At 67.2% G+C, this 23,336-nt stretch carries 20 protein-coding genes; 18 read left to right on the top strand and 2 right to left on the bottom strand.

The window, feature by feature from the left end:
- The first annotated feature begins 4 nt into the window (after nt 1–4).
- Nucleotides 5–3,436, top strand: a complete 3,432-nt coding sequence (dnaE, locus tag OR37_RS00770; RefSeq protein WP_004615197.1) for a DNA polymerase III subunit alpha — start codon at nt 5–7, stop codon at nt 3,434–3,436.
- 196 nt (nt 3,437–3,632) lie between these two features.
- Here dnaE and OR37_RS00775 read toward each other — a convergent pair whose 3' ends face one another.
- On the bottom strand, nt 3,633–4,283 hold the full coding sequence (locus tag OR37_RS00775; RefSeq protein WP_004615199.1) for a haloacid dehalogenase-like hydrolase: 651 nt from the start codon (nt 4,281–4,283) through the stop codon (nt 3,633–3,635).
- Between the two features lie 352 nt (nt 4,284–4,635).
- Between OR37_RS00775 and rpsB the strand changes: the two genes are divergently transcribed.
- The 15 genes from rpsB to lpxB all read left to right on the top strand — a co-directional run bounded on the left by rpsB (nt 4,636) and on the right by lpxB (nt 19,515).
- Nucleotides 4,636–5,436 (top strand): 30S ribosomal protein S2, encoded by an 801-nt coding sequence (rpsB, locus tag OR37_RS00780; RefSeq protein ID WP_004615200.1) that lies wholly within the window; start codon nt 4,636–4,638, stop codon nt 5,434–5,436.
- A gap of 151 nt (nt 5,437–5,587) precedes the next feature.
- Nucleotides 5,588–6,526 (top strand): translation elongation factor Ts, encoded by a 939-nt coding sequence (tsf, locus tag OR37_RS00785; protein WP_004615201.1) that lies wholly within the window; start codon nt 5,588–5,590, stop codon nt 6,524–6,526.
- A 178-nt stretch (nt 6,527–6,704) separates the two neighbouring features.
- Nucleotides 6,705–7,445 (top strand): UMP kinase, encoded by a 741-nt coding sequence (pyrH, locus tag OR37_RS00790; protein ID WP_004615202.1) that lies wholly within the window; start codon nt 6,705–6,707, stop codon nt 7,443–7,445.
- A gap of 57 nt (nt 7,446–7,502) precedes the next feature.
- On the top strand, nt 7,503–8,069 hold the full coding sequence (frr, locus tag OR37_RS00795) for a ribosome recycling factor (protein WP_004615203.1): 567 nt from the start codon (nt 7,503–7,505) through the stop codon (nt 8,067–8,069).
- A 50-nt stretch (nt 8,070–8,119) separates the two neighbouring features.
- On the top strand, nt 8,120–8,899 hold the full coding sequence (gene uppS / locus OR37_RS00800) for a polyprenyl diphosphate synthase (protein WP_004615204.1): 780 nt from the start codon (nt 8,120–8,122) through the stop codon (nt 8,897–8,899).
- On the top strand, nt 8,859–9,704 hold the full coding sequence (locus tag OR37_RS00805; RefSeq protein ID WP_081612854.1) for a phosphatidate cytidylyltransferase: 846 nt from the start codon (nt 8,859–8,861) through the stop codon (nt 9,702–9,704). Before uppS ends, OR37_RS00805 begins: the two co-directional genes overlap by 41 nt.
- Complete coding sequence (gene dxr, locus OR37_RS00810) at nt 9,692–10,891, top strand: 1-deoxy-D-xylulose-5-phosphate reductoisomerase (protein ID WP_004615206.1); 1,200 nt, start codon at nt 9,692–9,694, stop codon at nt 10,889–10,891. Before OR37_RS00805 ends, dxr begins: the two co-directional genes overlap by 13 nt.
- 13 nt (nt 10,892–10,904) lie before the next feature.
- The gene (locus OR37_RS00815; protein WP_004615207.1) at nt 10,905–12,101 is read left to right on the top strand and encodes a M50 family metallopeptidase; all 1,197 of its coding nucleotides are present in this window, start codon (nt 10,905–10,907) and stop codon (nt 12,099–12,101) included.
- Nucleotides 12,102–12,121: 20 nt separating this feature from the next.
- Nucleotides 12,122–14,485: an outer membrane protein assembly factor BamA gene (bamA, locus tag OR37_RS00820; RefSeq protein ID WP_004615208.1), complete on the top strand. Its 2,364-nt coding sequence runs from the start codon at nt 12,122–12,124 to the stop codon at nt 14,483–14,485.
- A gap of 2 nt (nt 14,486–14,487) precedes the next feature.
- Nucleotides 14,488–15,123 (top strand): OmpH family outer membrane protein, encoded by a 636-nt coding sequence (locus tag OR37_RS00825; RefSeq protein ID WP_004615209.1) that lies wholly within the window; start codon nt 14,488–14,490, stop codon nt 15,121–15,123.
- A 51-nt stretch (nt 15,124–15,174) separates the two neighbouring features.
- Entirely contained in the window at nt 15,175–16,194 is a 1,020-nt protein-coding gene (gene lpxD, locus OR37_RS00830) for a UDP-3-O-(3-hydroxymyristoyl)glucosamine N-acyltransferase (RefSeq protein WP_004615210.1), read from the top strand.
- A gap of 5 nt (nt 16,195–16,199) precedes the next feature.
- Nucleotides 16,200–16,679 carry a 3-hydroxyacyl-ACP dehydratase FabZ gene (gene fabZ / locus OR37_RS00835; protein ID WP_004615211.1) on the top strand — a complete coding sequence of 160 codons (480 nt, stop codon included), beginning with the start codon at nt 16,200–16,202 and terminating at the stop codon, nt 16,677–16,679.
- Nucleotides 16,676–17,467 (top strand): acyl-ACP--UDP-N-acetylglucosamine O-acyltransferase, encoded by a 792-nt coding sequence (lpxA, locus tag OR37_RS00840; RefSeq protein WP_004615212.1) that lies wholly within the window; start codon nt 16,676–16,678, stop codon nt 17,465–17,467. Before fabZ ends, lpxA begins: the two co-directional genes overlap by 4 nt.
- Nucleotides 17,468–17,476: 9 nt before the next feature.
- Nucleotides 17,477–18,319 (top strand): UDP-2,3-diacylglucosamine diphosphatase, encoded by an 843-nt coding sequence (gene lpxI, locus OR37_RS00845; RefSeq protein ID WP_004615214.1) that lies wholly within the window; start codon nt 17,477–17,479, stop codon nt 18,317–18,319.
- 14 nt (nt 18,320–18,333) lie between these two features.
- On the top strand, nt 18,334–19,515 hold the full coding sequence (gene lpxB / locus OR37_RS00850; RefSeq protein ID WP_035016830.1) for a lipid-A-disaccharide synthase: 1,182 nt from the start codon (nt 18,334–18,336) through the stop codon (nt 19,513–19,515).
- Here lpxB and OR37_RS00855 read toward each other — a convergent pair.
- Complete coding sequence (locus tag OR37_RS00855) at nt 19,480–20,961, bottom strand: ATP-binding protein (RefSeq protein ID WP_235046525.1); 1,482 nt, start codon at nt 20,959–20,961, stop codon at nt 19,480–19,482. The genes lpxB and OR37_RS00855 overlap by 36 nt on opposite strands.
- A gap of 371 nt (nt 20,962–21,332) precedes the next feature.
- Between OR37_RS00855 and OR37_RS00860 the strand changes: the two genes are divergently transcribed.
- Together OR37_RS00860 and OR37_RS00865 are read left to right on the top strand one after the other, a co-directional pair.
- Nucleotides 21,333–23,060, top strand: coding sequence for a flagellar hook-length control protein FliK (locus OR37_RS00860; RefSeq protein WP_004615218.1), 1,728 nt, complete (start codon nt 21,333–21,335; stop codon nt 23,058–23,060).
- On the top strand, nt 23,057–23,320 hold the full coding sequence (locus OR37_RS00865) for an EscU/YscU/HrcU family type III secretion system export apparatus switch protein (protein ID WP_004615219.1): 264 nt from the start codon (nt 23,057–23,059) through the stop codon (nt 23,318–23,320). Before OR37_RS00860 ends, OR37_RS00865 begins: the two co-directional genes overlap by 4 nt.
- Nucleotides 23,321–23,336: the final 16 nt, after the last annotated feature.

The raw sequence follows: 23,336 nt of genomic DNA on the forward strand, positions 1-23,336 counted from the left end.
GGTGATGGCGGACGCGGAAGGGCAGAATTTCGTCCACCTGCGCGTTCGCTCGGCCTATTCGCTGCTCGAAGGTGCCATCAAGGCGGACCAGATCGGCAAGCTGGCCGCCGCGGCCGGTATGCCGGCCGCCGGGATCGCCGACCGCGCTAATCTCTTCGGGGCGCTTGAATATTCGTCCTATGCCAAGGACGCCGGGGTCCAGCCGATCATCGGCTGCGCCATTCCCGTCACCGGCATCGGCGGCGGTCCGACCGAACGCTGGGCGCGCGCCCCGACGGTCGTGTTGCTGGCCCAGAACGAGCAGGGCTACCTGAACCTCTCGGAACTGTCGTCGATCGCCTATCTCGATAGCGCCGAGCTACCCGAACCTGTCGTTCCGTGGGACAAGGTCGCCGCCTATAGCGAGGGGCTGATCCTGCTATCGGGGGGTACGGACGGGCCGGTCGACGCCCTGTTCGCCGCCGGCAAGACCGCGGAGGCCTCGGCCGCCCTGGCGGAGATGCACAGGGCATTCGGCGACCGCTTCTATGTCGAGCTGCAGCGGCACGGTTTGCCCAAGCAGGCGGCCGCCGAACCGGGCCTGGTGAACTGGGCCTACGACAATGACGTGCCGCTGGTCGCCACCAACGACGTCTATTTCGCCAAGGAAGGCTTCTACGACGCGCACGACGCGCTGCTTTGCATCGCCGACGGGGCGTTTGTCGGCCAGGACGAACGCCGTCGCGTCACGCCGGAGCACTGGTTCAAGCCCTCGGCGGACATGCGCAAGTTGTTTTCCGACCTGCCGGAAGCCTGCGACAACACCCTCGATATCGCCCGGCGTTGCGCCTTCATGGTGCACAAGCGCGCGCCTATTCTGCCCAGCTTCCCGACGGGCGACGGCCGCAACGAGGCCGAGGAACTGCGTCACCAGGCCAAGGAGGGTCTGAAGATGCGACTCGACGGCCTGACCCTGTCGGCGCCCGAGGAGGAGTATTGGAAGCGGCTCGAGTTCGAACTCGGCATCATCGAAAAGATGGGGTTCCCGGGCTACTTCCTGATCGTTTCGGACTTCATCAAATGGGGCAAGGCTCATGGTATCCCCGTCGGCCCTGGACGGGGGTCCGGCGCGGGGTCCCTGGTCGCCTGGGTCCTGACCATCACCGATCTGGACCCGCTGCGCTTTGGTCTGCTGTTCGAGCGCTTCCTCAATCCCGAGCGGGTTTCGATGCCCGACTTCGACGTCGACTTCTGCCAGGAGCGGCGCGAAGAGGTGATTTCCTACGTGCAGGAGAAGTACGGCCGCGACCGCGTGGCCCAGATCATTACCTTCGGCTCGCTGCAGGCCCGCGCCGTGCTGCGCGACGTGGGCCGGGTGATGCAGCTGCCGCTGGGCCTGGTGGATCGTCTTTGCAAGATGGTGCCCAACAATCCGGCCGCGCCCGTGACTCTGGCCCAGGCCATCGATATCGAGCCGCGTCTGAAGCAGGCTAAGAAGGAAGACGCCAACGTCTCTGCCTGCCTGGACGTGGCGCTGCAGCTGGAGGGCCTGTTCCGCAACGCCTCGACCCACGCCGCCGGCGTGGTGATCGGCGACCGGCCGCTGACCCAACTGACGCCGCTCTATAAGGATCCGCGCTCGGATCTGCCCGCCACCCAGTTCAACATGAAGTGGGTCGAGAGCGCGGGGTTGGTGAAGTTCGACTTCCTGGGCCTGAAGACCCTGACCGTGCTGGACCGGGCGGTGAAGCACCTGAAGAAGCGCGGCTTCGAGATCGATCTGGGCAAGCTGCCGTTCGACGACACCAAGACCTACGAACTGCTGGCCTCAGGCCAGACGGTCGGCGTGTTCCAGCTTGAAAGCCAGGGGATGCGCGACACCCTGCGTAAGATGCGCTGCGGCTCGATCGAGGAGATCACCGCGCTGATCTCGCTGTATCGCCCCGGCCCGATGGACAACATCGACACCTTCGTCGACTGCAAGTTCGGTCGCAAGCCGGTCGACACGCTCCACCCCTCGCTGGAGACGGTGCTGAAGGAGACCTACGGCGTCATCGTCTACCAGGAACAGGTGATGCAGATCGCCCAGATCCTGGCGGGCTATAGTCTGGGCGAAGCCGACCTGCTGCGGCGCGCCATGGGCAAGAAGAAAAAGGAGGAGATGGATCTTCAGAAGATCCGTTTCGTCTCCGGCGCCAAGGAAAAGGGTGTTCCCGAGGAGCAGTCGGGATCGATCTTCGAACTGGTGGCCAAGTTCGCCGGCTACGGCTTCAACAAGTCGCACGCCGCCGCCTATGCGTTCATCTCGTACCAGACGGGCTGGCTGAAGGCGAACACCCCGGTCGAGTTCTTCGCGGCCTCGATGAGCCTCGATTTGTCGAACACCGACAAGCTGGCGGTCTTCCATCAGGACGCGCGCAAATTCGACGTCACCGTGCGCGCGCCCGACATCAATCTTTCCGGCGCCGACTTCGAAGTCGAGAACGGCGAGGTGCTCTACGCTCTGGGCGCGATCCGCAATGTGGGTCTCGAGGCGATGAAGCATCTGGTCGCGGTGCGCGAGGAGGGTGGGCCATTCCGCGATATCTTCGACTTCGTCGAGCGGATCGATCCGCGCCAGGTCAACAAGCGCGCGATCGAAAACCTGGCCCGGGCCGGCGCCTTCGATTCGATCCACAAGAACCGCGCCCAGATCGTGGCCTCGGCCGACGTCCTGATCGCTCATGCTCAGAGCTGTCACGCCGATCGCCAGGGCGGGCAGGGGGGATTGTTCGGTTCCGACCCGAGCGCCGGGCGTCCGCGTCTCGCCAAGACTGAGAACTGGAACCAGGTCGACCTGCTGGACGAGGAGTTGTCGGCGGTCGGTTTCTACCTGACGGGTCACCCTCTGGAGGACATGGTCGGGCCGCTGCGTCGCAAGCGCACGGTGATGTTCGCCGAGGCCGTGGCCCAGGCCGAGGCCGGCATGGAGGCCTTCCGCATGTGCGGCGTGGTGCGTCGCCGTCAGGAGCGCGCATCGCAGAGCGGCGAGAAGTTCGCCTTCGTCTCGCTGTCGGATCCCACCGGCGAATATGAGGTGTTGTTCCCGCCGGAGTCCCTGCGCAAATGCCGCGACACGCTGGAGCCGGGCAAGGCCGTGGCCATCAAGGTCCGCGCCAAGGCTCGCGACGGCGAGGTCCGCTTCTTTGGTGACGACGCCGAGCCGATCGAAAAAGCCATCGAGAACGTCGTGGCGGGCCTGCGGGTGCACCTGTCGCCCAGCGCCGCTGAGATCGAGGCCCTCAAGCGGCGGCTCGAACCGGCTCAATCCCAGAAGGGCGGCGAGGTGACCTTCGTCGCCGCGATTGGCGGCGGTCGAGAGATCGAACTGCGCCTTCCAGGCCGCTACGCGCTCGACGCCTCGCTGCGCGGCGCGCTGAAGACCGCGCCGGGCGTCGCCTTACTGGAGGATGTCTAGGAATTTATTCCTAGTTTCGCGCGGCGCCGGAGGTCTTTGCCGTGGCGCTGCTTTCACGTCATCAGGGCCGCGGATCTGGAACGTCCAGGGGCCGGGCTTGGACGAAGGCTCGCATGGCAGCTGGCGATCTCGCTCGGCGCCGCGCGAAGATCGTCGGCCTAAAGCAAAGAGGCCTGGGAGCGACCGGGCTACGGCGCTACCAAGCCGCCGCGCGTCCGTTCAGCAAGCCCGCGCGGAACAGGCGTCGTTCGGCCGCCTTGCCGCCCTTGACGATCACCGGACGATCGGCGCCGCGCAGCAGCGGGAGGTCGTCGAGGCTGTCGGTATAGGCGTAGGTCCAGCGGGCGCCGTGGCCGGCTTCGGCCAGAGCCTGGCATTTGCGTTGATGCCGGCAGTGAACATCGGCGACCCAGCCGCCGCCGCGGCGCTTCAGCGACGTGCCCAGCACCTCGATGGGATGACCCAGCGGGCCGATCAGGGCCTCCGCCAGGAGCGCGGGGGCGGCGGTGACCACGACGACGCGGTCGCCGCGCGTCAGATGCTCGTTCAAGGTGGCCAGACCGCCCGCGCGCCAGGTGAGCTTGCTCTCGCCGGCCCTGAACGCCTCGCCAAAGCGATTGAGCGAGGAGCGGAGGTCCTTCTCCCGCAGGCCGAATGTAGCGATCCACAGGAGAACCGAGGCGCCGGCGCGGCGCGTGCGGGGGATGGCGACCATGGGACCCGCGATCGGGGCTGCGGCCAGGGCGAGCAGGGCGCGCAGCGGCGACCGGCGCACGCGCTCCCAAAGCCAGATCCCCGTGGAGTCGCCGTCCAGAAGGGTGCCGTCGAGATCGAAGACCGCAAGCATTGAACCCGTCCTCCAAGCGCCGCCCCTCGCGAGGCTCCGCGATTGAGACACGTCCGTGTGTAAGTCTCGCGAAGGTCTCGTCCACGAACCGTGGAAAGATCGTCGCGCCTTGGACGCCTCGTGAGGAAGACGCCATGCCCGCGCGATCGCCTCATCGGTCATTTCGTCGCCGGGTGAACGCGGCTTCGGGGCTTGCTTTTTCTCCGCCAAGCGACTATCTGCGCGCCCATTCCACACGCGGATGTTCGTCGTCGCCGGGGAGAAATCCCGGCCTCGCCGTTCCGGTCCCGCTCCAGAATGGTCTGGATCGGGGTGTCCGCGGAGGTTCAACCGGAAAAAGGACAAAGGCCCGATGGCTCTTCCCGAATTCTCCATGCGTCAGCTCCTGGAAGCCGGCGCCCACTTCGGCCACCAGACGCACCGCTGGAACCCGAAGATGGACCGCTACATCTTCGGCTCGCGCTCGAACATCCACATCATCGACCTGTCGCAGACGATCCCGCTGCTGCACCAAGCCCTGGTGAAGGTCCGTGAAGTCGCCGCCGCCGGCGGCCGCGTGCTGTTCGTCGGCACCAAGCGTCAGGCCAGCGACCCGGTCGCCACGGCCGCCAAGCGCTGCGCCCAGTACTACGTGAACCACCGCTGGCTCGGCGGCACCCTGACCAACTGGCGCACCGTCTCGGGCTCGATCGCTCGTCTGCGCGAACTGGAAGGCGTCCTGGCCGGCGAAGCCCAAGGTCGTTCCAAGAAGGAACTGCTGCAGCTGACCCGCGAGCGCGACAAGCTGGAGCTGTCGCTGGGCGGCATCAAGGACATGGGCGGCATCCCCGACATCATGTTCGTGATCGACACCAACAAGGAAGCGATCGCGATCCTGGAAGCCCGCAAGCTGAACATCCCGGTCGTCGCCATCCTCGACACCAACTGCGATCCGGACGGCATCACCTATCCGATCCCGGGTAACGACGACGCCGCTCGCGCCCTGCAACTGTACTGCGACCTGATCGCCGACGCCGTCCTGGACGGTCTGGCCGCCGGTCAAGCCGCCTCGGGCGTCGACCTGGGCGCGTCGGTCGCCCCGGTCGAGCCGGCCCTGGCTCGCGAATTGGCTCCGGAAGCTCCGGAAGCCGCCGCGGAATCGGCCGAGGCCTGATTTTCCACGTGTTCCGGCCCGGACGTTCGTCCGGGATCGGGACCGTCGCGACCCTGACATGCGACCGGGCTAACAAGCTCGGTCGCATACGCATTGAGACCGCGGCGGGCTGAAGGCCCGATCGCCAACCGTTTGAATCTGGAGATACTCGATGGCTGAGATCACCGCCGCCCTCGTCAAGGAACTGCGCGAAAAGTCCGGCGTCGGCATGATGGACTGCAAGAAGGCGCTGGCCGAGAACAACGGCGACATCGAAGCCTCCATCGACTGGCTGCGCGCCAAGGGCCTGTCCAAGGCCGCCAAGAAGGCCGACCGGGCCGCCGCCGAAGGTCTGGTGGCGATCGCCGTCGCCGATCAGGGCGCGGGTGAAACCGCCGCCGCCGTCGAAGTGAACGCCGAAACCGACTTCGTGTCGCGCAACGACCTGTTCCAGAGCGCGGCCCGTCAGATCGCCGGCGCGGCCCTGGCCACCGATGGTTCGATCGAAGCCATCACGGCCGCGAAGCTCGCCGGCGGCGAGACCGTTCAGGACCACCTGACCAACCTGATCGCCACGATCGGCGAGAACATGATGGCCCGCCGCGCCGCCAAGTGGACGGTCGATACGGGCGTCGTCGCCTCGTACATCCACAACGCCACCGCTCCGGACCTGGGCCGCATCGGCGTGCTGGTCGCGTTGGAGTCGGCCGGCGACAAGGCCGCCCTGCGCGACCTGGGCCGCAAGATCGCCATGCACGTCGCCGCGACCGCGCCGCTTTCGCTGTCGCCGGACGATCTGGACCCGGCCGCGATCGAGCGTGAAAAGGCCGTCTTCACCGAACAGGCTCTGGAATCGGGCAAGCCCGCCGCGGTCGTCGAGAAGATGATCGAGGGCCGTATCCGCAAGTTCCTGGAAGAAGTCGTGCTGCTGAAGCAGGCCTTCGTCATGAACCCCGACCAGACCGTTGAGCAACTGGTCGCCGAGACCGCCAAGACCCTGGGTTCCCCGATCACGGTGAAGGGCTTCACCCGTCTGGCCCTGGGCGAAGGCGTGGAAAAGAAGCAGGACGACTTCGCCGCCGAAGTCGCCTCGATGACCGGCCAAGCCTAAAGCCAAGCGGCGGGAGCCTGGGCTCCCGGCCGGATATCGAGGGCGCGGCGCGTTCTAGACGCGCGCCGCGCCCTTTTTGCGCCCGCCGCGCCGCGACGCCGCGCCGGTTGGCAAAACCCATCCCACTTCTGTAGAACGCACGTAAAGTGCGTGCCGACGACTCAGGAATAGCGGTCCAATGTCCGATACCAGCGCACCTCAGAAATACCGCCGCATCCTGCTGAAAGTGTCGGGCGAGGTCCTGATGGGCGACACGCCCTATGGGATCGACACCAACACCGTTCAGGCCGTGGCCGAGGACGTGGCCGAGATCGTCAAGTCGGGCGTCGAGCTTTGCCTGGTGATCGGCGGCGGCAACATCTTCCGCGGCATGGCCGGCGCCGCCAAGGGCATGGAACGGTCCAGCGCGGACTACATGGGCATGTTGGCCACGGTGATGAACGCCTTGGCCATGCAGGACGCGCTGGAGCGGATCGGCGTTCAGACTCGCGTGCAGTCGGCCATTCCGATGGCCACGGTCTGCGAGCCCTACATCCGCCGCCGCGCCCAGCGTCACCTCGAGAAGGGGCGCGTGGTCATCTTCGCCGCGGGCACGGGCAATCCGTTCTTCACCACCGATACGGCCGCGGCCCTGCGCGCGGCCGAGATGCAATGCGACGCCTTGCTGAAGGGCACCAGCGTCGACGGCGTCTACACGGCCGATCCGAAGAAGGATCCGACCGCCCAGCGCTATGACCGACTGAGCTACATGGATGTCCTGGCCAAGGACCTGCGGGTCATGGACGCCTCGGCCGTCGCCCTCATGCGCGACAGCAACATTCCGATCGTGGTCTTCTCGATCAAGGGACGCGGCAATCTGCTGGGCGTCCTGAGAGGCGAGGGGACCTACACCGTGGTCGCCGCCGACCGCGCCGCCTAAATTCTAGAGCAGTGGCCCGTCCCCGAGGGACGGGCGGCAAAAAGCGAGGAGAGCCTCATGGCCGCCGCCGAAAAACCCGTCCTGTCGCGCTACCGCGATCGCATGGACAAGGCTATCGCCGCCCTGAAGGAGGAGTTCGGGTCCCTGCGCACTGGCCGCGCCTCGGCCAGCCTGCTGGACCAGGTGATGGTCGAGGCCTATGGCTCGACGACGCCGCTGAACGCGGTGGCCTCGATCAGCGTGCCCGAGCCGCGCCAGATCAGCGTCAGCGTCTGGGATCGCGGCGTCGTGGTCTCGGTCGAGAAGGCCATCCGCGCCGCCGGTCTGGGCCTCAATCCGGTCGTCGAAGGCCAGAACCTGCGTATTCCGATCCCGCCGCTCACCGAGGAGCGCCGCAAGGATCTCTCTAAGATCGCCGGCAAGTACGCCGAGCAGCAGAAGATCGCGGTCCGCAACGTTCGCCGCGACGCCAACGACGACCTGAAAAAGGCCGAGAAGGACAACGCGATCGCCGAGGACGAGCGCAAGAAGATGGAAACCGAGGTCCAGAAGATGACCGACGAGGCCATCAAGCGCATCGACGAGGCCTTGAAAATCAAGGAACAAGAGATCATGCAGGTCTAATCGTCCTCCCTGTGGGATTTGGGGGAGAGGACGAGGGAAGGTTGAAGCGAATGCCGCCGACCACGGGCCTGCAGGACGTTTCGGCGCGCGCCGGGGGCGACGCGTCGGAGCCGCGTCTGCACGTGGCCATTATCATGGATGGCAACGGGCGCTGGGCCAAGCGGCGGGGGATGCCGCGCGTTCTGGGGCATCGCGCCGGGGTCAACGCCCTGAAGCGCACCGTCGAGGGCGCTCAGGCCCAGAATGTTGGCGTGCTGACGGTTTTCGGTTTTTCCACGGAGAACTGGCGCCGGCCCGCGCACGAGGTCTCGGAGCTGATGAAGCTGCTGAAGGCCTATGTCGAATCGGACCTGGAGCGTCTGGCGGCGGCGGGCGTGCGCGTGCGCATCATCGGTCGCCGCACCGGTTTGCCGGCCGATATCGCCGAAATCATCGAGCGGGCCGAGCGTCGCACGGCGGGCAATAGCGAATTCGTTCTGCAGGTGGCCTTCAACTATGGAGGCCAGGCCGACATCACCGACGCGGCGCGCGCCTTCGCCGAAATGGTCGAGCGGGGCGAGGCTCGGGCCAGCGACCTGACCGAGGCGACGTTCGAGCGCTTTCTGTCGACGGCCGCCGCGCCGCCGCCGGATCTGATCGTCCGCACCAGCGGCGAGCGCCGAATCTCGAACTTCCTCCTCTGGGATTGCGCCTACGCCGAACTGGTGTTTCAGGATGTGCTGTGGCCGGATTATGGTCCGGACGCCCTGGCCGCGGCCATCGCGGAGTATCGCGGCCGGGATCGACGTTATGGAGGGGTCGCGGCCGATGACGTCGCCGTCGCCGGCTAAGCGCTTCAACTGGGGCAATCTTCGAATGCGCGTGGTGTCCGCCACCGTGCTCGTGCCCATGGTCGTGGCCGCCGTATGGCTGGGCGGCTTCTGGTTCCTGGCCCTGGCGCTGGTCTGCGCGGCGCTGCTGGCGCGCGAGTGGGGCAAGATCAGCGCGCCCAAGTCGCCGAACGCGGTCGGCGCCGTGGTTGGCGTCTTCTGCGCGATCGCCATCGTCGCGGCCTTTCTGCACAACTTCCTGCTGGCCTGGTCCGTCGTTCTGGTCGGCGCCTTTCTAGCGGGGTTGATCGCGCGGGGCGCGGTCGAGCGTCGCGCCGACGCGGCCTATGGCGTGGTCTATATCGCGCCGGCGGTGATCGCCCTGGTCTGGGTGCGGTCGCTGGAGTTCGGACTTTGGTGGACGCTGCTGCTGTTCGTCGTGACCTGGTTCGCCGACATTTTCGCCTATGTGGTGGGGAGCATCCTCAAGGGGCCGAAGCTTTGGCCCCGGATCTCGCCGAACAAGACCTGGTCGGGCTTCGTCGGCGGCCTCGTGGCGGCCACGATCGGCGCGGTCCTGGTGGCTCATTTCGCCCATCTGCGCCTGGTCTGGCCCGCGGCGGCGCTGATCGGCCTGTTGGGCGGCCTGGCCACGATGGCCGGTGATCTCTGGGAATCGATCCTCAAGCGCCGGTTCGGCGTCAAGGACAGCGGGGACATCATCCCTGGCCATGGCGGCCTTCTGGATCGTGTCGATGGCCTGATGTTCGCGGCGATCGTCATCGCCGCCATCCGGTTGGTCGATCATTTGAAATGGAACCACTGACCTTGGCCCGTAAGGTAGTGGTGCTGGGCTCGACCGGATCGATCGGCCTTTCCACGCTCAGCCTGTTCGAACAGTCCGGCGCGCCGGTCGAGATCCTGGCCCTGACGGCCGGGCGCAATGTCGAGCGCCTGATCGAGCAGGCCTTGCGCTGGCGGCCCCAGGTCGCGGTGATCGAGGACGAGGCCAAGCTCGAAGCCCTTCGCGATGGGCTGGCGGGCACGGCGGTGCGCGCCGCCGCCGGCGCGGCCGCGGTCAGCGAGGCCGCCGCCATGGGCGCGGACTGGGTGATGTCGGCCATCGTCGGCGCGGCCGGTCTGGCGCCCACCCTGGCCGCCGCCCGCACCGGGGCGGTGATCGCCTTGGCCAACAAGGAAAGCCTCGTCTGCGCCGGTCCGGCTCTGCTGGCCATCGCCAAGGCGTCGGGCGGCTCGGTGATTCCCGTCGATTCCGAGCACTCGGCCATATTCCAGGTGTTGCAGCCCGACTGCGCCCATCGGGTCGCGCGCCTGATCCTCACGGCGTCTGGCGGACCATTCCGCGCGTGGGACAAGGCCGCCATGCGGGCCGCCACGCCGGAGCAGGCCATCGCCCATCCCAACTGGTCCATGGGCGCCAAGATTTCGGTCGATTCCGCGACGATGATGAACAAGGGGCTCGAGATGATCGAGGCCTCCTACCTGTTCGCAACGCCCGAAGACCGCGTCGATGTCGTGATCCATCCCCAGTCCGTCATCCATAGCCTGGTGGAGTACGCCGACGGTTCGACCCTGGCCCAGCTGGGGCCGCCGGACATGCGCGCGCCGATCGCCTGCGCCTTCGCCTGGCCGGATCGCCTGCCGTGGCCGGCTCCGCGCCTGGACTTGGCCGCCTATGGCCAACTGACCTTCGAATCGCCGGACCTGGACCGGTTCCCGGCGATCGGCATCGCCCGCGAATCCCTGCGTCTGGGCGGCGGCGCGCCCACGGCGATGAACGCCGCCAACGAGGTCGCTGTGGCGGCCTTCCTTGACCGCCGGATTGGCTTTCTCGATATTGCCGCCGCTGTGGCGGGAACCCTCGAGCGTATGAACAGTCTTGGTGACCTGACCGCCGCGAATAATGACGACGCCGTCGAGGCGGCGATGCTGGTGGACGCCAGCGCTCGCCGCATTGCGGCCGAGGTTGTCGCGCAAAAGCATCGACGCTGATCCCCGGGGGCCCATGCTCGACATCCTGACCATCATTCTGTCCACGGTCGTGGTGCTCTCGATCGTGGTGACGATCCACGAGCTTGGCCACTTCTGGGCGGCCAAGGCGTGCGGCGTGGCGATCGATTGCTTCTCGATCGGCTTCGGTCCGCCGCTGATGTCATGGCGCGACAAGCACGGCGTCGAGTGGCGTATCGCCTCGATCCCCCTGGGCGGCTATGTGCGGTTCTCGGGCGACGAGAACGCGGCCAGCGTGCCCGATCAGAACGATCTGGAGGCCATGAAGCGCTCGATCGTCTCGCGGGAAGGCGAGGGGGCTCTCAAGCGCTATTTCCATTTCAAGCCGGTGTGGCAACGCGCGATCATCGCCGCCGCGGGCCCCATGGCGAACTTCGTGCTGGCCATCGCGATCACGGCCGTCTTCCTGGTGCTGATCGGCAGCCAGCATGGCGCGGTGACGGTCAAGCGCGTGCTGCCCGCGACGCCGGCCGCCGCGTCGGGCCTGGCCGCCGGCGACCGCATCATCCGCGCCGACAGGACAGAGATCACCAGCGTCGGCGATCTGGTCAACTATGTTTCTCTGCGCGCTAACCTGCCGATCGACCTTACGGTGCTGCGCGCCGGCAAGCCGTTGCACATCGTCGTGACGCCGTCGCTGGTCGAGAACCGCGACGACATCCGCGGCAAGGTCAAGGAAGGTCGGATGGGCGCGGAGCTGGCCAGCATGGCCACGCTGCACAAGTCGACCGTCCTGTCGGCCATTCCCGACGCGACCGTCGAAGTGTGGGGCATGATCAAGACGATCAGCTTCTATCTTGGTCGTCTGGTGACGGGCCAGGTGCCCGCCGATCAGGTCAGCGGCATCATCGGCATCGGCCACACCGCCGGCGCCGTGGCCAAGGCCAGCACCGAGGGCGCGCCGAATTTCGCGATCATGTCGCTGCGCCTGCTGTTTAACTTCATGGTGTTGATCGCCAGCCTGTCGGTCAGCATCGGCTTCATGAACCTGCTGCCTATTCCGGTCCTCGATGGCGGCCATCTGCTGATGTACGCCTACGAAGCCATCGCCAAGCGTCCGCTGCGCGCGGACTTTCAGGCGGCCGGCTTCCGCGCGGGGCTTGCGTTGATCCTGGGTTTCATGCTGTTCGCGGCGTGGAACGACCTCAACCGCTACGACGTGTTCAAATTCATCGGCGGCCTGTTTACGTGAACAGCGCTCGCCCTCCGTCCATGATTGGTCACATGAACAAACTTCGCGCCCAAAGCGCCGCGTTCGCCACGGGTATGGCGCTTCTGCTCGGCTCGACCGCCTTGGTGGCCCCGGTGCAGGCCTTCGCCCAGGCCGCTCAGACCGGCGTGGTTCAGCGCATCGTGGTGCAAGGCAACGAGCGCATCGAGCAGGGGACGGTTCTGTCCTACTTGCCGATCCAGCCGGGCGACACCGTCGATCCCCAGCGCCTCGACCTGGCGCTGAAGACCCTGGCCCGCACCGATCTCTTCGCCGACGTGAAGATCGAGATGCAGGGCGGCGATCTCGTCGTGAAGGTCGTCGAGAACCCGATCATCAACCAGGTGGTCTTCGAGGGGAACTCGTCCCTGAAGGAAGACAAGCTGAAGGACGAGGTCCAGATCCGTCCGCGCGGCATCTTCACCCGCGCCAAGGTGCAGGCCGACGTCCAGCGCATCATCGAACTCTACCGCCGTTCGGGCCGTATCTCGGCGACCGTGACGCCCAAGGTCGTCGAACTGCCGCAAAAGCGCGTCGATCTGGTGTTCGAAATCAACGAAGGCCCCAAGAGCGGCGTGCTGGGGATCAACTTCCTGGGCAATAGCGAGTACTCGGACAACGACCTGCGCGACGTGGTCGTGACCAAGGAAAGCCGCTGGTACAAGTTTCTGACCAGCAACGATAACTACGATCCCGACCGGATCGAGTACGACCGCGAGCAACTGCGCAAGTTCTACCGCAACCGCGGCTATTTCGACTTCCGCGTCGTGTCGTCGGTCGCCGAGCTGGCGCCCGACAAGAACGGCTTCGCCGTCACCTACACCCTGGACGAGGGCCCGAAATACAAGTTCGGCAAGGTGACCGTCGAGACCGAGCTGAAGAAGCTGGACGGCAACCTGCTGGCTCAGATCCTGCCGATCCGCCAGGGGCAGCTCTATGAAGACGAGAAGATCGAGCAGGCCACCGACGCCCTGACCTTCGCGGCGGGCGCGGCCGGCTTCGCCTTCGTGGACGTGCGTCCGCGCTACGTGCCGAACCGCCAGACCAAGACCGTCGACGTGGTGTTCTCGGTGCGTGAAGGTCCGCGCGTCTATGTCGATCGCATCGATATCGTCGGCAACACCCGCACGCTGGACTACGTGGTCCGCCGCGAGTTGGAAGTGGCCGAGGGCGACGCCTACAACCGCGTGCTGGTCGACCGCTCGAAGAACAACATCCGCCGCCTCGGCTTCTTCAAGGACGTGACCATCGAGGACACGCCCGGCTCGGCGCCGGACCGCACCAACCTGCGCGTCAAGCTGGAAGAGCAGCCTACCGGCGAGCTGTCGTTCAGCGCGGGCTACAGCTCGGTCGATAAGCTGGTGCTGGACGTCGGCATCACCGAGCGAAACTTCCGCGGTCGCGGCCAGAACCTGCGGGCCCGCGTCTCGGTCGGTTCGCTGCGCCAGCAGGTCGACTTCGGCTTCAGCGAGCCGCGCTTCCTGGGCCGCAACTTGGTCGCCGGCCTGAACCTCTACACCTTCCGCTACGACCTCTCGAACTACGCGGCCTATGACACCAAGTCGGTGGGCGGCGACGTGCGGCTGGGCTTCCCGCTGACCAACGACTCGTCGATGAACCTGCGCTACACGCTGCGTCGCGACCAGGTCAGCGTCGCCGACAACCTCTGCACCAGCGGCTCGGTCTCGCAGATCCTCTGCTTGCAGCGCGGCGCCTACATCACCTCGCTGGTGGGCTATGGCCTGCGTCTCGACAAGCGGAACGATCCGATCAACCCGACCCGGGGCTGGTTCGCCGACCTGAACCAGGACCTCGCCGGTCTGGCGGGCGACGTTCGCTATCTGAGGACCGAGGCTGACGCCGGCTGGTACTATGGCTTCACCAAGAGCCTCGTGTTCAGCTTCACCGGCTCGTTCGGCTATATCGAGGGCCTGGGCGGCGACAACGTCCGCATCAACGATCGCTTCTACAAGGGCGGCGACTCGTTCCGGGGCTTCGAGATCGCGGGTATCGGCCCGCGCGACATCTCGAGCACGAACAACTCGATGGGCGCGAAGATGTACGCCATCGGCACCGTCTCGCTGGACATTCCGACGTTCCTGCCCGAGCAGTACGGCATCAAGGCCGCCCTGTTCAGCGACTTCGGTACGGCCGGCCTGCTTGATGACGTGGACCGTCAGAAGTCGCCCGGCGTCTTCGACACCAACATCAAGGACAACCTGGGCCTGCGTGCCTCGGCGGGTATCTCGATCGACTGGAAATCCCCCATGGGACCCATTCGATTCGATATCAGCCGCATTTTGGCCAAGGAAAGCTACGACCGAACCGAAACCTTCCGGTTCTCCACCTCCACAAGGTTCCAATAATCATGTCCAAGTTCCTGTCCGCGGCCGCTTCGAGCGTCGTCGCCCTCGCCATCGCGACCGCCGCCTCGGCCCAGACGGCTCCGGCGGCGGCCCCGGCCGCTCCGCCCGTGACCCATGGGCCGGCGATCAGTGGCGTCTGCATCTTCTCGAGCCAGCGCGCTGTCGCCAGCTCGCTGGTCGGCAAGGCCGTCGACGCGCGTCTGAAGACCATCATCCAGCAGGTCAACGCCGAGCTGAACACCGAGCGCACGGGCCTCGACAACGAAGCCAAGGCGCTCGACGCCAAGAAGGGCACGCTGGCTCAGGACGCCCTCGAGCAGCAAGCCGCCGCTCTGCAGGTCAAGGCCAACGCTTGGCAGCGCAAGGGCCAGCTGCGCCAAAAGGAAGTCGAAGCCACCGAGCAAAAGGCGCTGAATCGCGTCTATCAGGAACTCGACACCCCGATCCGCCAAGTCTACCAGTCGCAGAAGTGCAGCCTGCTGCTGGACCGTGAATCGGTGATGCTGGCCAATCCGGCCATGGACATCACGGACGCCGTGGTCGCCGCGCTCGACGCCCGCATCAAGACCCTGACCTTCGATCGCGAGCGTCTGGATCAGGCTCCGGTCGCCGGCGCCCTGCAACCGACCAACAAGTAAGCGAATCGTCTCCTTTAGGATTACCTAGGGGAACTTTCGCCGAGAGGAATCATGCCGGACCCACGTTTCTTTGACAGCCTGGGTCCGGCAGCGCTTTCCGATTTGGCCCGGGCCGGCGCCGCCGAATTGGCGGACGCCGCCTTGGCCGACCGGTCGATCGCCCACGCCGCGCCGCTGGACGCCGCCGATGATCAGGCGATCACCTTCTTTTCCGACGCCAAGCGCAAGGACGCCGCCGCGACCACGCGGGCCGGGGCGTGCTTCGTGCGTCCCGAGCATCGCGATTTCCTGCCGGCGACCTGCGCGGCCCTGATCACCCGGACGCCCCAGGCTGCCTGGGCGGCGGCGGTCAATTTGCTTCATGCGCCGCGCCGTCACGAAGCCGCCGCCGCGGCGATCCATCCGGAGGCGGAGCTGGAAGATGGCGTCTTGCTGTCGCCGGGCGTGACGATCGGCCAGGGCGCGCGGATCGGGCGCGGAACGCGGATCGGACCCGGCGTCGCCATCGGGCCAGGGGTCTTGATCGGACGCGATGGCGTCATCGGCCCCAACGCCGTCATCGGCTTTTCGCTGCTGGGCGATCGCGTGACGATCTCGGCGGGCGCCGTGCTGGGCGAGGCGGGCTTTGGCGCCGCGCCGGGTCCGCGTGGCATGGTCGACCTGCCGCAGCTGGGGCGGGTGGTGATCCAGGACAACGTCACGATCGGCGCCAATAGCTGCGTTGATCGCGGCGCTTTCGCCGATACGACCATTGGCGAGAACACCAAGATCGACAACCTGGTGCATGTCGCGCACAACGTCCGTATCGGGCGTAATTGCGTCCTGGCGGCCTATACCGGGCTGTCGGGCAGCACGGTCGTCGGCGACGGCGTCGCCTTTGGCGGCAAGGCCGGCGTGGCCGACCACTTGAACATCGGCTCGGGCGCGAGCATCGGGGCGGCCGCCTCGGTGTTCAAGGACGTGCCGGAAGGTGAAACTTGGACCGGCTTTCCGGCGCGACCGCTCAAGCGGTGGCTCCGGGAGACGGCATGGCTGTCGCGCATGGCGGGCGGTCGAGGGACGAGGGGCTAGAGCCAATGACCGAGAACGCCGAGCAAACGGTGCGGACCGACATCGATATCGCGGAAATCCTGGCGCGCATCCCGCACCGCTATCCGTTCCTGCTGGTCGATCGCGCCGAGGACTATAAGCCTCACCAGTCGATCGTCGGCATCAAGTGCGTGACCGTGAACGAGCCCTTCTTCCAGGGCCACTTCCCAGGCAATCCGGTAATGCCGGGCGTGCTGATCATCGAGGCGCTGGCGCAGACCGGCGCGGTCCTGATGAGCAAGTCCCTGGAAGTCGACACCGAGGGCAAGACCATCTTCTTCATGTCGGTCGACAACGCCCGGTTCCGCAACCCGGTCCGGCCCGGCGACGTGATCCGAATGGAAGTCGAGGTGCTGCGCGCGCGCTCGTCGATCTTCAAGTTCAAGGGCGTCGCCAAGGTCGGCGACAAGGTGGCGGCCGAGGTCGAATTCGCGGCCATGGTCGTCGAGACGGGTCCGAAGGCATGACCATCCACCCGACCGCCATCGTCGCCCCGGAGGCCAAGATCGCCCCGGACGTCGAGATCGGGCCCTACAGCATCGTCGGCCCCGACGTGACCCTGTGCGCGGGCGTGCGCCTGCTGTCGCACGTGGTGGTGGAAGGCGTCACGACGCTGGGCGAGGGTTGCGTCGTGCATCCGTTCGCCAATCTGGGCGGGCCGCCTCAGCACCTGGGCCACAAGGGCGAGCGCACCGAGCTGCTGATCGGGCCGCGCAACATCATCCGCGAGCACGTGACGATGCATACCGGCACCGCCTCGGGCAAGGGCGTGACCACGATCGGCTCGGACGGTCTCTACATGGTCGGTTCGCACGTGGCGCACGACTGCGCCGTCGGCGACTTCGTGGTGCTGGCCAAGGGCGCGACCCTGGGCGGCCACGTGGCCATCGGCGACTATGTGTTCATGGGCGGTCTGGCCGCCGCGCACCAGTTCTCGCGCATCGGTCGCTACAGCTTCATCGGCGGCCTGGCGGCGGTGACCAAGGACGTCATTCCGTATGGCTCGGTCTGGGGCAACCACGCCCATCTCGAAGGCCTGAACCTGGTTGGCCTCAAGCGCCGGGGCTTCTCGCGCGAGACGATCAACGCCCTGCGCGCGGCCTACCGCCTGATGTTCGCCGACGAAGGCACCTTCCAAGAGCGCCTGGACGACGTGGCCGAAACCCACGCGGCGATCCCGGAGGTGATGGAGATCGTCGACTTCATCCGCGCCGACGCCAACCGTCCGCTCTGCCTGCCCGAGCGCGAGTTCTAGGGGCCCGCGATGCGCAAGCTGGGACTGATCGCGGGCGGCGGGGACCTTCCCGTCGAACTGGCGGCCCGTTGCGAGGCCGCCGGCCGCGCCTTCGCGGTCATGCGGCTGAAGAGCTTCGCCGACCCCGTCTTGGCCCGCTATCCGGGCGTCGAGGTCGGCATCGGCGAGTTTGGCAAGGTGTTCAAGGCGCTGCGGGCCGAGGGCTGCGAGGTCGTGTGTTTCGCGGGCCAGGTCAGCCGCCCGGACTTCTCGGCCATGATGCCCGACGGGCGGGGCCTGAAGGTTCTGCCCAGCCTGATCGTCGCCGCCCGAAAGGGCGATGACGCTCTGCTGCGCCGCGTGCTGGATGAGTTCGAGAAGGAAGGCTTCGAAATCGAGGGGGCCCATGAGGTCAACGGCGAGATGACCCTGCCGCGCGGACGGCTGGGCAAGATCTCGCCCGACGAAGCCCACATGGCCGATATCGACAAAGCGCTGCATGTGGCCCGCGAGAGCGGTCGGCTCGACATCGGCCAGGGCGCCGTGGTCTGCGACGGCTTGGTCCTGGCTGTCGAGGCGCAGGAGGGCACCGACGCCATGTTGCGCCGGGTGGCCGAACTGCCGTTGGCCATCCGAGGCTCGGCCGAACGTCCCAAGGGCGTGCTGGCCAAGGCGCCCAAGCCGATCCAGGAGACCAAGGTCGATCTGCCGACCATCGGCGTCGCCACCCTCCAGCGCGCCGCCCGCGCGGGCTTGGCCGGCGTCGTCGGGGAGGCGGGTCGTCTGTTGGTGGTGGACCGCGCCGCCGTGATCGCCTGCGCCGACGAACTGGGCCTCTTCGTGCTGGGGGTCGACCCGCGAGACCTGCCGTGACCGCCCTGAAGATCATGCTGGTCGCCGCCGAGGCCTCGGGCGACGCCCTCGGCGCCGGCTTGGCCAAGGCCATGCGCGCGCGCCTGGGCGACCAGGTCAGCTTCGTGGGCGTGGGCGGCGCGCGGATGGCCGCACAGGGCGTGCAAAGCCCGTTCGACATTACCCAGCTGTCCATTCTGGGGTTGCTGGAGGGGCTTAAGGCCTATCCGAGGGTCGTGGCGCGGTTGAAGGACACCGTGGCCCTGGCGGACCGCGAAAAGCCCGATGTGGCGGTGCTGATCGATAGCTGGGGCTTCAACATCCGCCTGGCTCGCGCGCTGAGAAAGCTGGATCCTGGCCTGCCGCTCGTGAAATACGTCGCGCCTCAGGTCTGGGCCTATCGTCCGGGGCGCGCCAAGACCTTGGCCGCGGCGGTCGACCTGCTGCTGTCGATCCAACCGATGGACAAGCCCTTTTTCGACGCCGTGGACCTGCCCAACGTCTTCGTTGGCAATTCCGCCCTGGCCAAGCGCTTCGACAGCGCCGATCCAGGCCGGTTGCGGGCGGCGATCGGCGCTTCGCCCGACGACCAGATACTCTTGGTCCTGCCCGGCAGCCGTCCATCGGAGATCGAGCGGATCATGCCGGACTTCGAGGACGCCGTGCGGCGGCTCAAGGCGGATCGGCCAGACCTCTTCGTGGTCATTCCCGCCGCCTACACGGTGGCGGAGGCGGTGAAGGCGCGCGTGGCGGGCTGGCCCTTCCGCGCCCATGTGATCGAGGATGATCGGCTCAAGGACGACGCCTTCGTCGCCGGCGATGTCGCTCTGGCCTGCAGTGGCACGGTGACGACCGAACTGGCCCTGGCCGGATGTCCCATGGTGGTCGGCTATAAGACCGGCGCGGTGACCTACGCCATTCTCAAGCGCCTGATGAAGCCGCGCTGGGTGACTCTGTTCAATATCGCCGCCGAACGGGCGGTCGCGCCGGAGTTCCTGCAGGACGCCTGCGAGGGCGAGGTCTTGGCCAAGGCCATAGCCGAGCGGCTTGATGATCGGGCGCTGCGCGAACGCCAGGCCGCCGAGCAGGACGCCGCCTTGGACAAGATGGGACGCGGAATGCCAGATCCCTCCGAGGCCGCCGCCGACGCGCTGTTGGACTTCCTGAGCGCTCGTCGTCCGTCAGGCCGCCTGAACGGCCCGATCCAGGGCGCGTAACAGGTCGGCGATGTCGATCGGCTTGGCGACGTGGTCGTCCATGCCGGCCTCCAACAGATGATCGACTTGGTGGCGCATGGCGTTGGCCGTCAGGGCGATGACCGGCGTGCGACGCAAGCCGCGCTCGGCCTCCAGACGCCGAATCTCCTTCAACGCCGTCAGGCCGTCCATGACGGGCATGTGGATATCCATCAGCACGACGTCCCACTGGCCATCTCGCCAAGCTTCCAAAGCCTTCGCGCCGTTATCGACCATGACCGGCTCGACGCCCACCTGGCGCAGCACGGCGCTCAGAACCAGTTGGTTGGTGGGATTATCCTCGGCGGCCAGCAAGCGCAGCGGCGGCGGGGCGGGCGGCGGTTCGGCCGCTTCGACCGGCGCCGCCGAGGCGATCTTGCGCAGCGGCGCCGAGACGGTGAACGCGCTGCCTTGGCCGGGACGGCTGAACAGGCTGACCTCGCCGCCCATGCCGCGGGCCAGCTCGCGGCAGATCGCCAAGCCCAGGCCGGCGCCGCCGTGACGACGGGTGGCGATATCGTCCAGCAGCACGAAGCGGCCAAACAGTCGTTCCTGCTCGCTCTCCGGAACGCCCGGACCGGTGTCGGCGACGGTGAGTTCAAGATGTCCGTCACGCCAGACGGCCGCGATCGACACGCCGCCGACCTCTGTGAACTTCACGGCGTTGGACAGAAGGTTGTGCAGAATCTGCCGCATCCGCCCTGAATCGCCCAGATAGACGCCTTCGGCCTCGGGTTGGATGGACAGGCCGTGAGTCAGCCCCTTGCCCTCGGCCAGGGCGGCGAAGGTCTGGGCGCATCCTTCCAGCAGTTCGCGCAGGTCGAAGGGTTCGGGGCGAAGTTCCAGCTGACCGGACTCGATCCGCGCCAGGTCCAGCACGTCGTTGAGGATCTGAGTCAGCGCCTGACCGGAACGGCGGACCACCGTCAGCCTCTCGCGCTGTTCGGGCGACAGGGCGTCGGCCTCCATCACCTGAGTCATGCCCAGAATGCCGTTTAAGGGGGTGCGGATCTCGTGGCTCATCGTCGCCAGGAAGGCGGTCTTGGCCTGGTTGGCGGCCGCGGCCTCGGCTTCGCGCGCCTGCGCCAGGGCGGTGGCCTTGGCCATGTCCCGCACATCGACCTCTCGTCGCAAGGCGTACTGCAGCACATAGGCGAAGAAGCAGAGAACGGCGATCAACGATAGCGCTTGGAGCAGGGGCGACGTTGTCTCTAGCGTGCCGATGGCCACTAACATTACGTGCAAAATCAACGCGCCCAAGGCTGCTCCGCCGATGCCCCGGGAGATGACGAACTCGGCCGTGCAGCTCAAGGCGATCGCGCCCATCATCGCCGCGCCCGCCAAGATCGACGTGCGCTCGCCATGAGCGATCAGCATCGCGGGCAAGGCGGCGTAGACGAAGGTGTAGACGAAGGTGAAGGCCATCATCGCCACCTCCAGTCCACGGACATTATTTTTCCGTATGCGGATAAAATGGCAAAACGCCTGATTGGCCGCGATCAATATGCTGACCGCGCCGAGCCAGATCAGGCTGGCGCGCGGCCCAAGCCAAGCGGCGGCGCCCGCGGCGGCTAAGAGGGTCATCGGCACGATGGAGAGGAGATCGCGACGGCGATGCTCCACGATGCTGCGCCAGCTCATGTTTCGACGACCTCGCCGGCGGACCGGGAACCACGCTTCCGAGCTTTTCCGAGATTTCTCGGACTAGCTGTAGAGGCAAACTTCGCGCGAGGATGGTTAACTCGCGGTTTACGCTCCGGTTCTAGCCTTGGGTTGGTCGTCCTCGCGGAGTCGTTGTCGTGGCCATAGACCCGACCACGCCCCTGATCCCCATCGTTCCACCCACCCCGGCTGGAACCGCGCCGGATTCTGTCGTTCTGCAGGCGGTGGCCCGCCAGGCGCTCGCGAACATGACCGCGCGGCTCGGTGAGATCGCCGGTCGTCCGGCGGCGGCGGGCGCCCAGGGCCCCGGCAAAGGCGGCGTGGGGGTCGAGCAGGCTGGGCAGGCTCCGTCCCAAGACGGCGGGCCAGGCCCGGAACAGGCTATCGCCAAGCCCCCGCCGCAAGCCCAGCCCATCCAGGCCGCGCGCCTTCCCCAGGAGACCGTGCTGCTCCGCGCCGTCCGCTTGGCGGCCGCCGAGGCCGTGCCGCGCCAAGCCGGCTTGGCGCCGCTGATGGCCGATGTGAGCGCCGTGATCGACCGGGCCGACACACCGGCGGAGGTCCGCGAAGCGGGCAGGGCGTTGATGGCGCAGGCGTCTTCGCCCATCGAGCTCACCACGGCCGAGGGGCTGCGCCGGGCCGTCGAACGATCAGGCGTTCTCCTGGAGGCCCACCTCGCGCGTCCCGCGCTGGCGGCGGAGCCCCAGGCTGGCGTCAGGTCGATCATCGGCGAACCTGACCTGAAGGCCGCATTGCTCGTGTTTCGAGGCGCGCTATCGGCGTGGCTGGCCAGCGCCATGCCTGAGCCCGATCCCGCGACCCCCGCGCCGCCGGTCGAGCCCCAGGTTCCGACCGCGCTTGAACCGGGCGCGCCGCCGCTCAAGCCGGCCGTTTCCGAACCCCTGGAGCGGCGGAGTGGGCCAGGATCACCGCCAACCGCGCCGACGCCGCCCGCGGATGACCCTCCGGGCGCCGTATCGGAGAGGGAACCCGTCCCGACGGCAAAGGCCGCCCCGTCCCAGGGCGCGGCGGCTTCGAGTTTGGCGGCTCCGCCATCGTCGGCGCCGGACGTCGCCGTGGAGCCACGTTTCGCCGGCTTCGTGACCTCGGCTCGATCCCTCCCGGTTCCGTCCTCGCCGGCGCGCCCGGCCTTGCCGGCGCTCGTGCAACTGAGCCTGCTCAATGAGGCCCAAGTCGACGCGGCGCCGGCTTCGGTCGAGCCCGCGCCCCCCGTCGTTCGCGGCTACGCCGCGCCTTCGCTCGAGGCCGAACGCGCCAAAACGCCGCCGCCACCTTACGCCGGCGGCCCGACGGCGGGGCAGAAGCCGGGCGCGCCATCCATTCCGGCCGACACGCCGATCCTGGAGGTCGTCCGCCGCCTGCTGAAACGGACGGGCGGAGCGCTGGCGCGACAGGATCTCCTGCAGATCGCGTCCTTGCCGAGCGGCCATGCCGGCGCGGAGGCGGGAGAGTCGCGCGTCCAGTCCGCCGCCAGGCTCAACTGGGAGACGCCGTTCGTGACGCCGCGGGGCGTCGCGGTCGCGCAGTTCGAGATCAGCCGCGATGGCGGCGGCTCCGGCGGGGGCGCGATCGGTCCGGTCGAACGCACCTACAGGGCTCGCTTCTCGATCGACGTCGAACCGCTGGGCCCGGTCCATGCGCTCATTATCCTCACGGGATCGCGAGCGCGGGTGTCGCTGTGGGCGGAGCGCGCCGAGACCATCGCTTCACTCCGCTCTGGCGAGGAAAGCCTGGCCGCAGGCTTGCGGGAGGCGGCGTTGACGCCCGATGTCGCCGTCCATTCGGGCGCGCCGCCGGCCGCGGGCGACAGTCCGTTGGGACACTTCGTGGATCAGGCCTCATGAGCGGCGTCAGCGGACCGACGTCCAGGCCGCGCATCGCCGTGGCGCTACTGCACGAAGATCCAGGCGCGCCCAGAGTCGTGGCGTCCGGCCAAGGCTGGGTCGGGGAAAAGATCATTGAGACGGCCCGAGAACACGGCATCCCGATTGAGGAGGATCCGGTTCTGGCTCAGGCGCTCTCGACCCTCGACCTCGACGAAGAGATCCCGGAGGCGCTGTACAGGGCGGTCGCCGAGGTGCTGGGCTTCCTGCTGAAGCGCTGAACGAAAAAGGCCCCGC

Origin of the sequence: Caulobacter vibrioides OR37 (genome assembly GCF_000372645.1) — a bacterium.
Lineage (GTDB): Bacteria > Pseudomonadota > Alphaproteobacteria > Caulobacterales > Caulobacteraceae > Caulobacter > Caulobacter vibrioides_E.

Excerpts from the sequence above, each read along its gene's own strand:
- dnaE (WP_004615197.1), top strand. The coding sequence starts at position 5 with ATGGCGGACGCGGAAGGGCAGAATTTCGTCCACCTGCGCGTTCGCTCG.
- OR37_RS00775 (WP_004615199.1), bottom strand. The coding sequence starts at position 4,283 with ATGCTTGCGGTCTTCGATCTCGACGGCACCCTTCTGGACGGCGACTCC.
- rpsB (WP_004615200.1), top strand. The coding sequence starts at position 4,636 with ATGGCTCTTCCCGAATTCTCCATGCGTCAGCTCCTGGAAGCCGGCGCC.
- tsf (WP_004615201.1), top strand. The coding sequence starts at position 5,588 with ATGGCTGAGATCACCGCCGCCCTCGTCAAGGAACTGCGCGAAAAGTCC.
- pyrH (WP_004615202.1), top strand. The coding sequence starts at position 6,705 with ATGTCCGATACCAGCGCACCTCAGAAATACCGCCGCATCCTGCTGAAA.
- frr (WP_004615203.1), top strand. The coding sequence starts at position 7,503 with ATGGCCGCCGCCGAAAAACCCGTCCTGTCGCGCTACCGCGATCGCATG.
- uppS (WP_004615204.1), top strand. The coding sequence starts at position 8,120 with ATGCCGCCGACCACGGGCCTGCAGGACGTTTCGGCGCGCGCCGGGGGC.
- OR37_RS00805 (WP_081612854.1), top strand. The coding sequence starts at position 8,859 with ATGGAGGGGTCGCGGCCGATGACGTCGCCGTCGCCGGCTAAGCGCTTC.
- dxr (WP_004615206.1), top strand. The coding sequence starts at position 9,692 with ATGGAACCACTGACCTTGGCCCGTAAGGTAGTGGTGCTGGGCTCGACC.
- OR37_RS00815 (WP_004615207.1), top strand. The coding sequence starts at position 10,905 with ATGCTCGACATCCTGACCATCATTCTGTCCACGGTCGTGGTGCTCTCG.
- bamA (WP_004615208.1), top strand. The coding sequence starts at position 12,122 with ATGATTGGTCACATGAACAAACTTCGCGCCCAAAGCGCCGCGTTCGCC.
- OR37_RS00825 (WP_004615209.1), top strand. The coding sequence starts at position 14,488 with ATGTCCAAGTTCCTGTCCGCGGCCGCTTCGAGCGTCGTCGCCCTCGCC.
- lpxD (WP_004615210.1), top strand. The coding sequence starts at position 15,175 with ATGCCGGACCCACGTTTCTTTGACAGCCTGGGTCCGGCAGCGCTTTCC.
- fabZ (WP_004615211.1), top strand. The coding sequence starts at position 16,200 with ATGACCGAGAACGCCGAGCAAACGGTGCGGACCGACATCGATATCGCG.
- lpxA (WP_004615212.1), top strand. The coding sequence starts at position 16,676 with ATGACCATCCACCCGACCGCCATCGTCGCCCCGGAGGCCAAGATCGCC.
- lpxI (WP_004615214.1), top strand. The coding sequence starts at position 17,477 with ATGCGCAAGCTGGGACTGATCGCGGGCGGCGGGGACCTTCCCGTCGAA.
- lpxB (WP_035016830.1), top strand. The coding sequence starts at position 18,334 with ATGCTGGTCGCCGCCGAGGCCTCGGGCGACGCCCTCGGCGCCGGCTTG.
- OR37_RS00855 (WP_235046525.1), bottom strand. The coding sequence starts at position 20,961 with ATGATGGCCTTCACCTTCGTCTACACCTTCGTCTACGCCGCCTTGCCC.
- OR37_RS00865 (WP_004615219.1), top strand. The coding sequence starts at position 23,057 with ATGAGCGGCGTCAGCGGACCGACGTCCAGGCCGCGCATCGCCGTGGCG.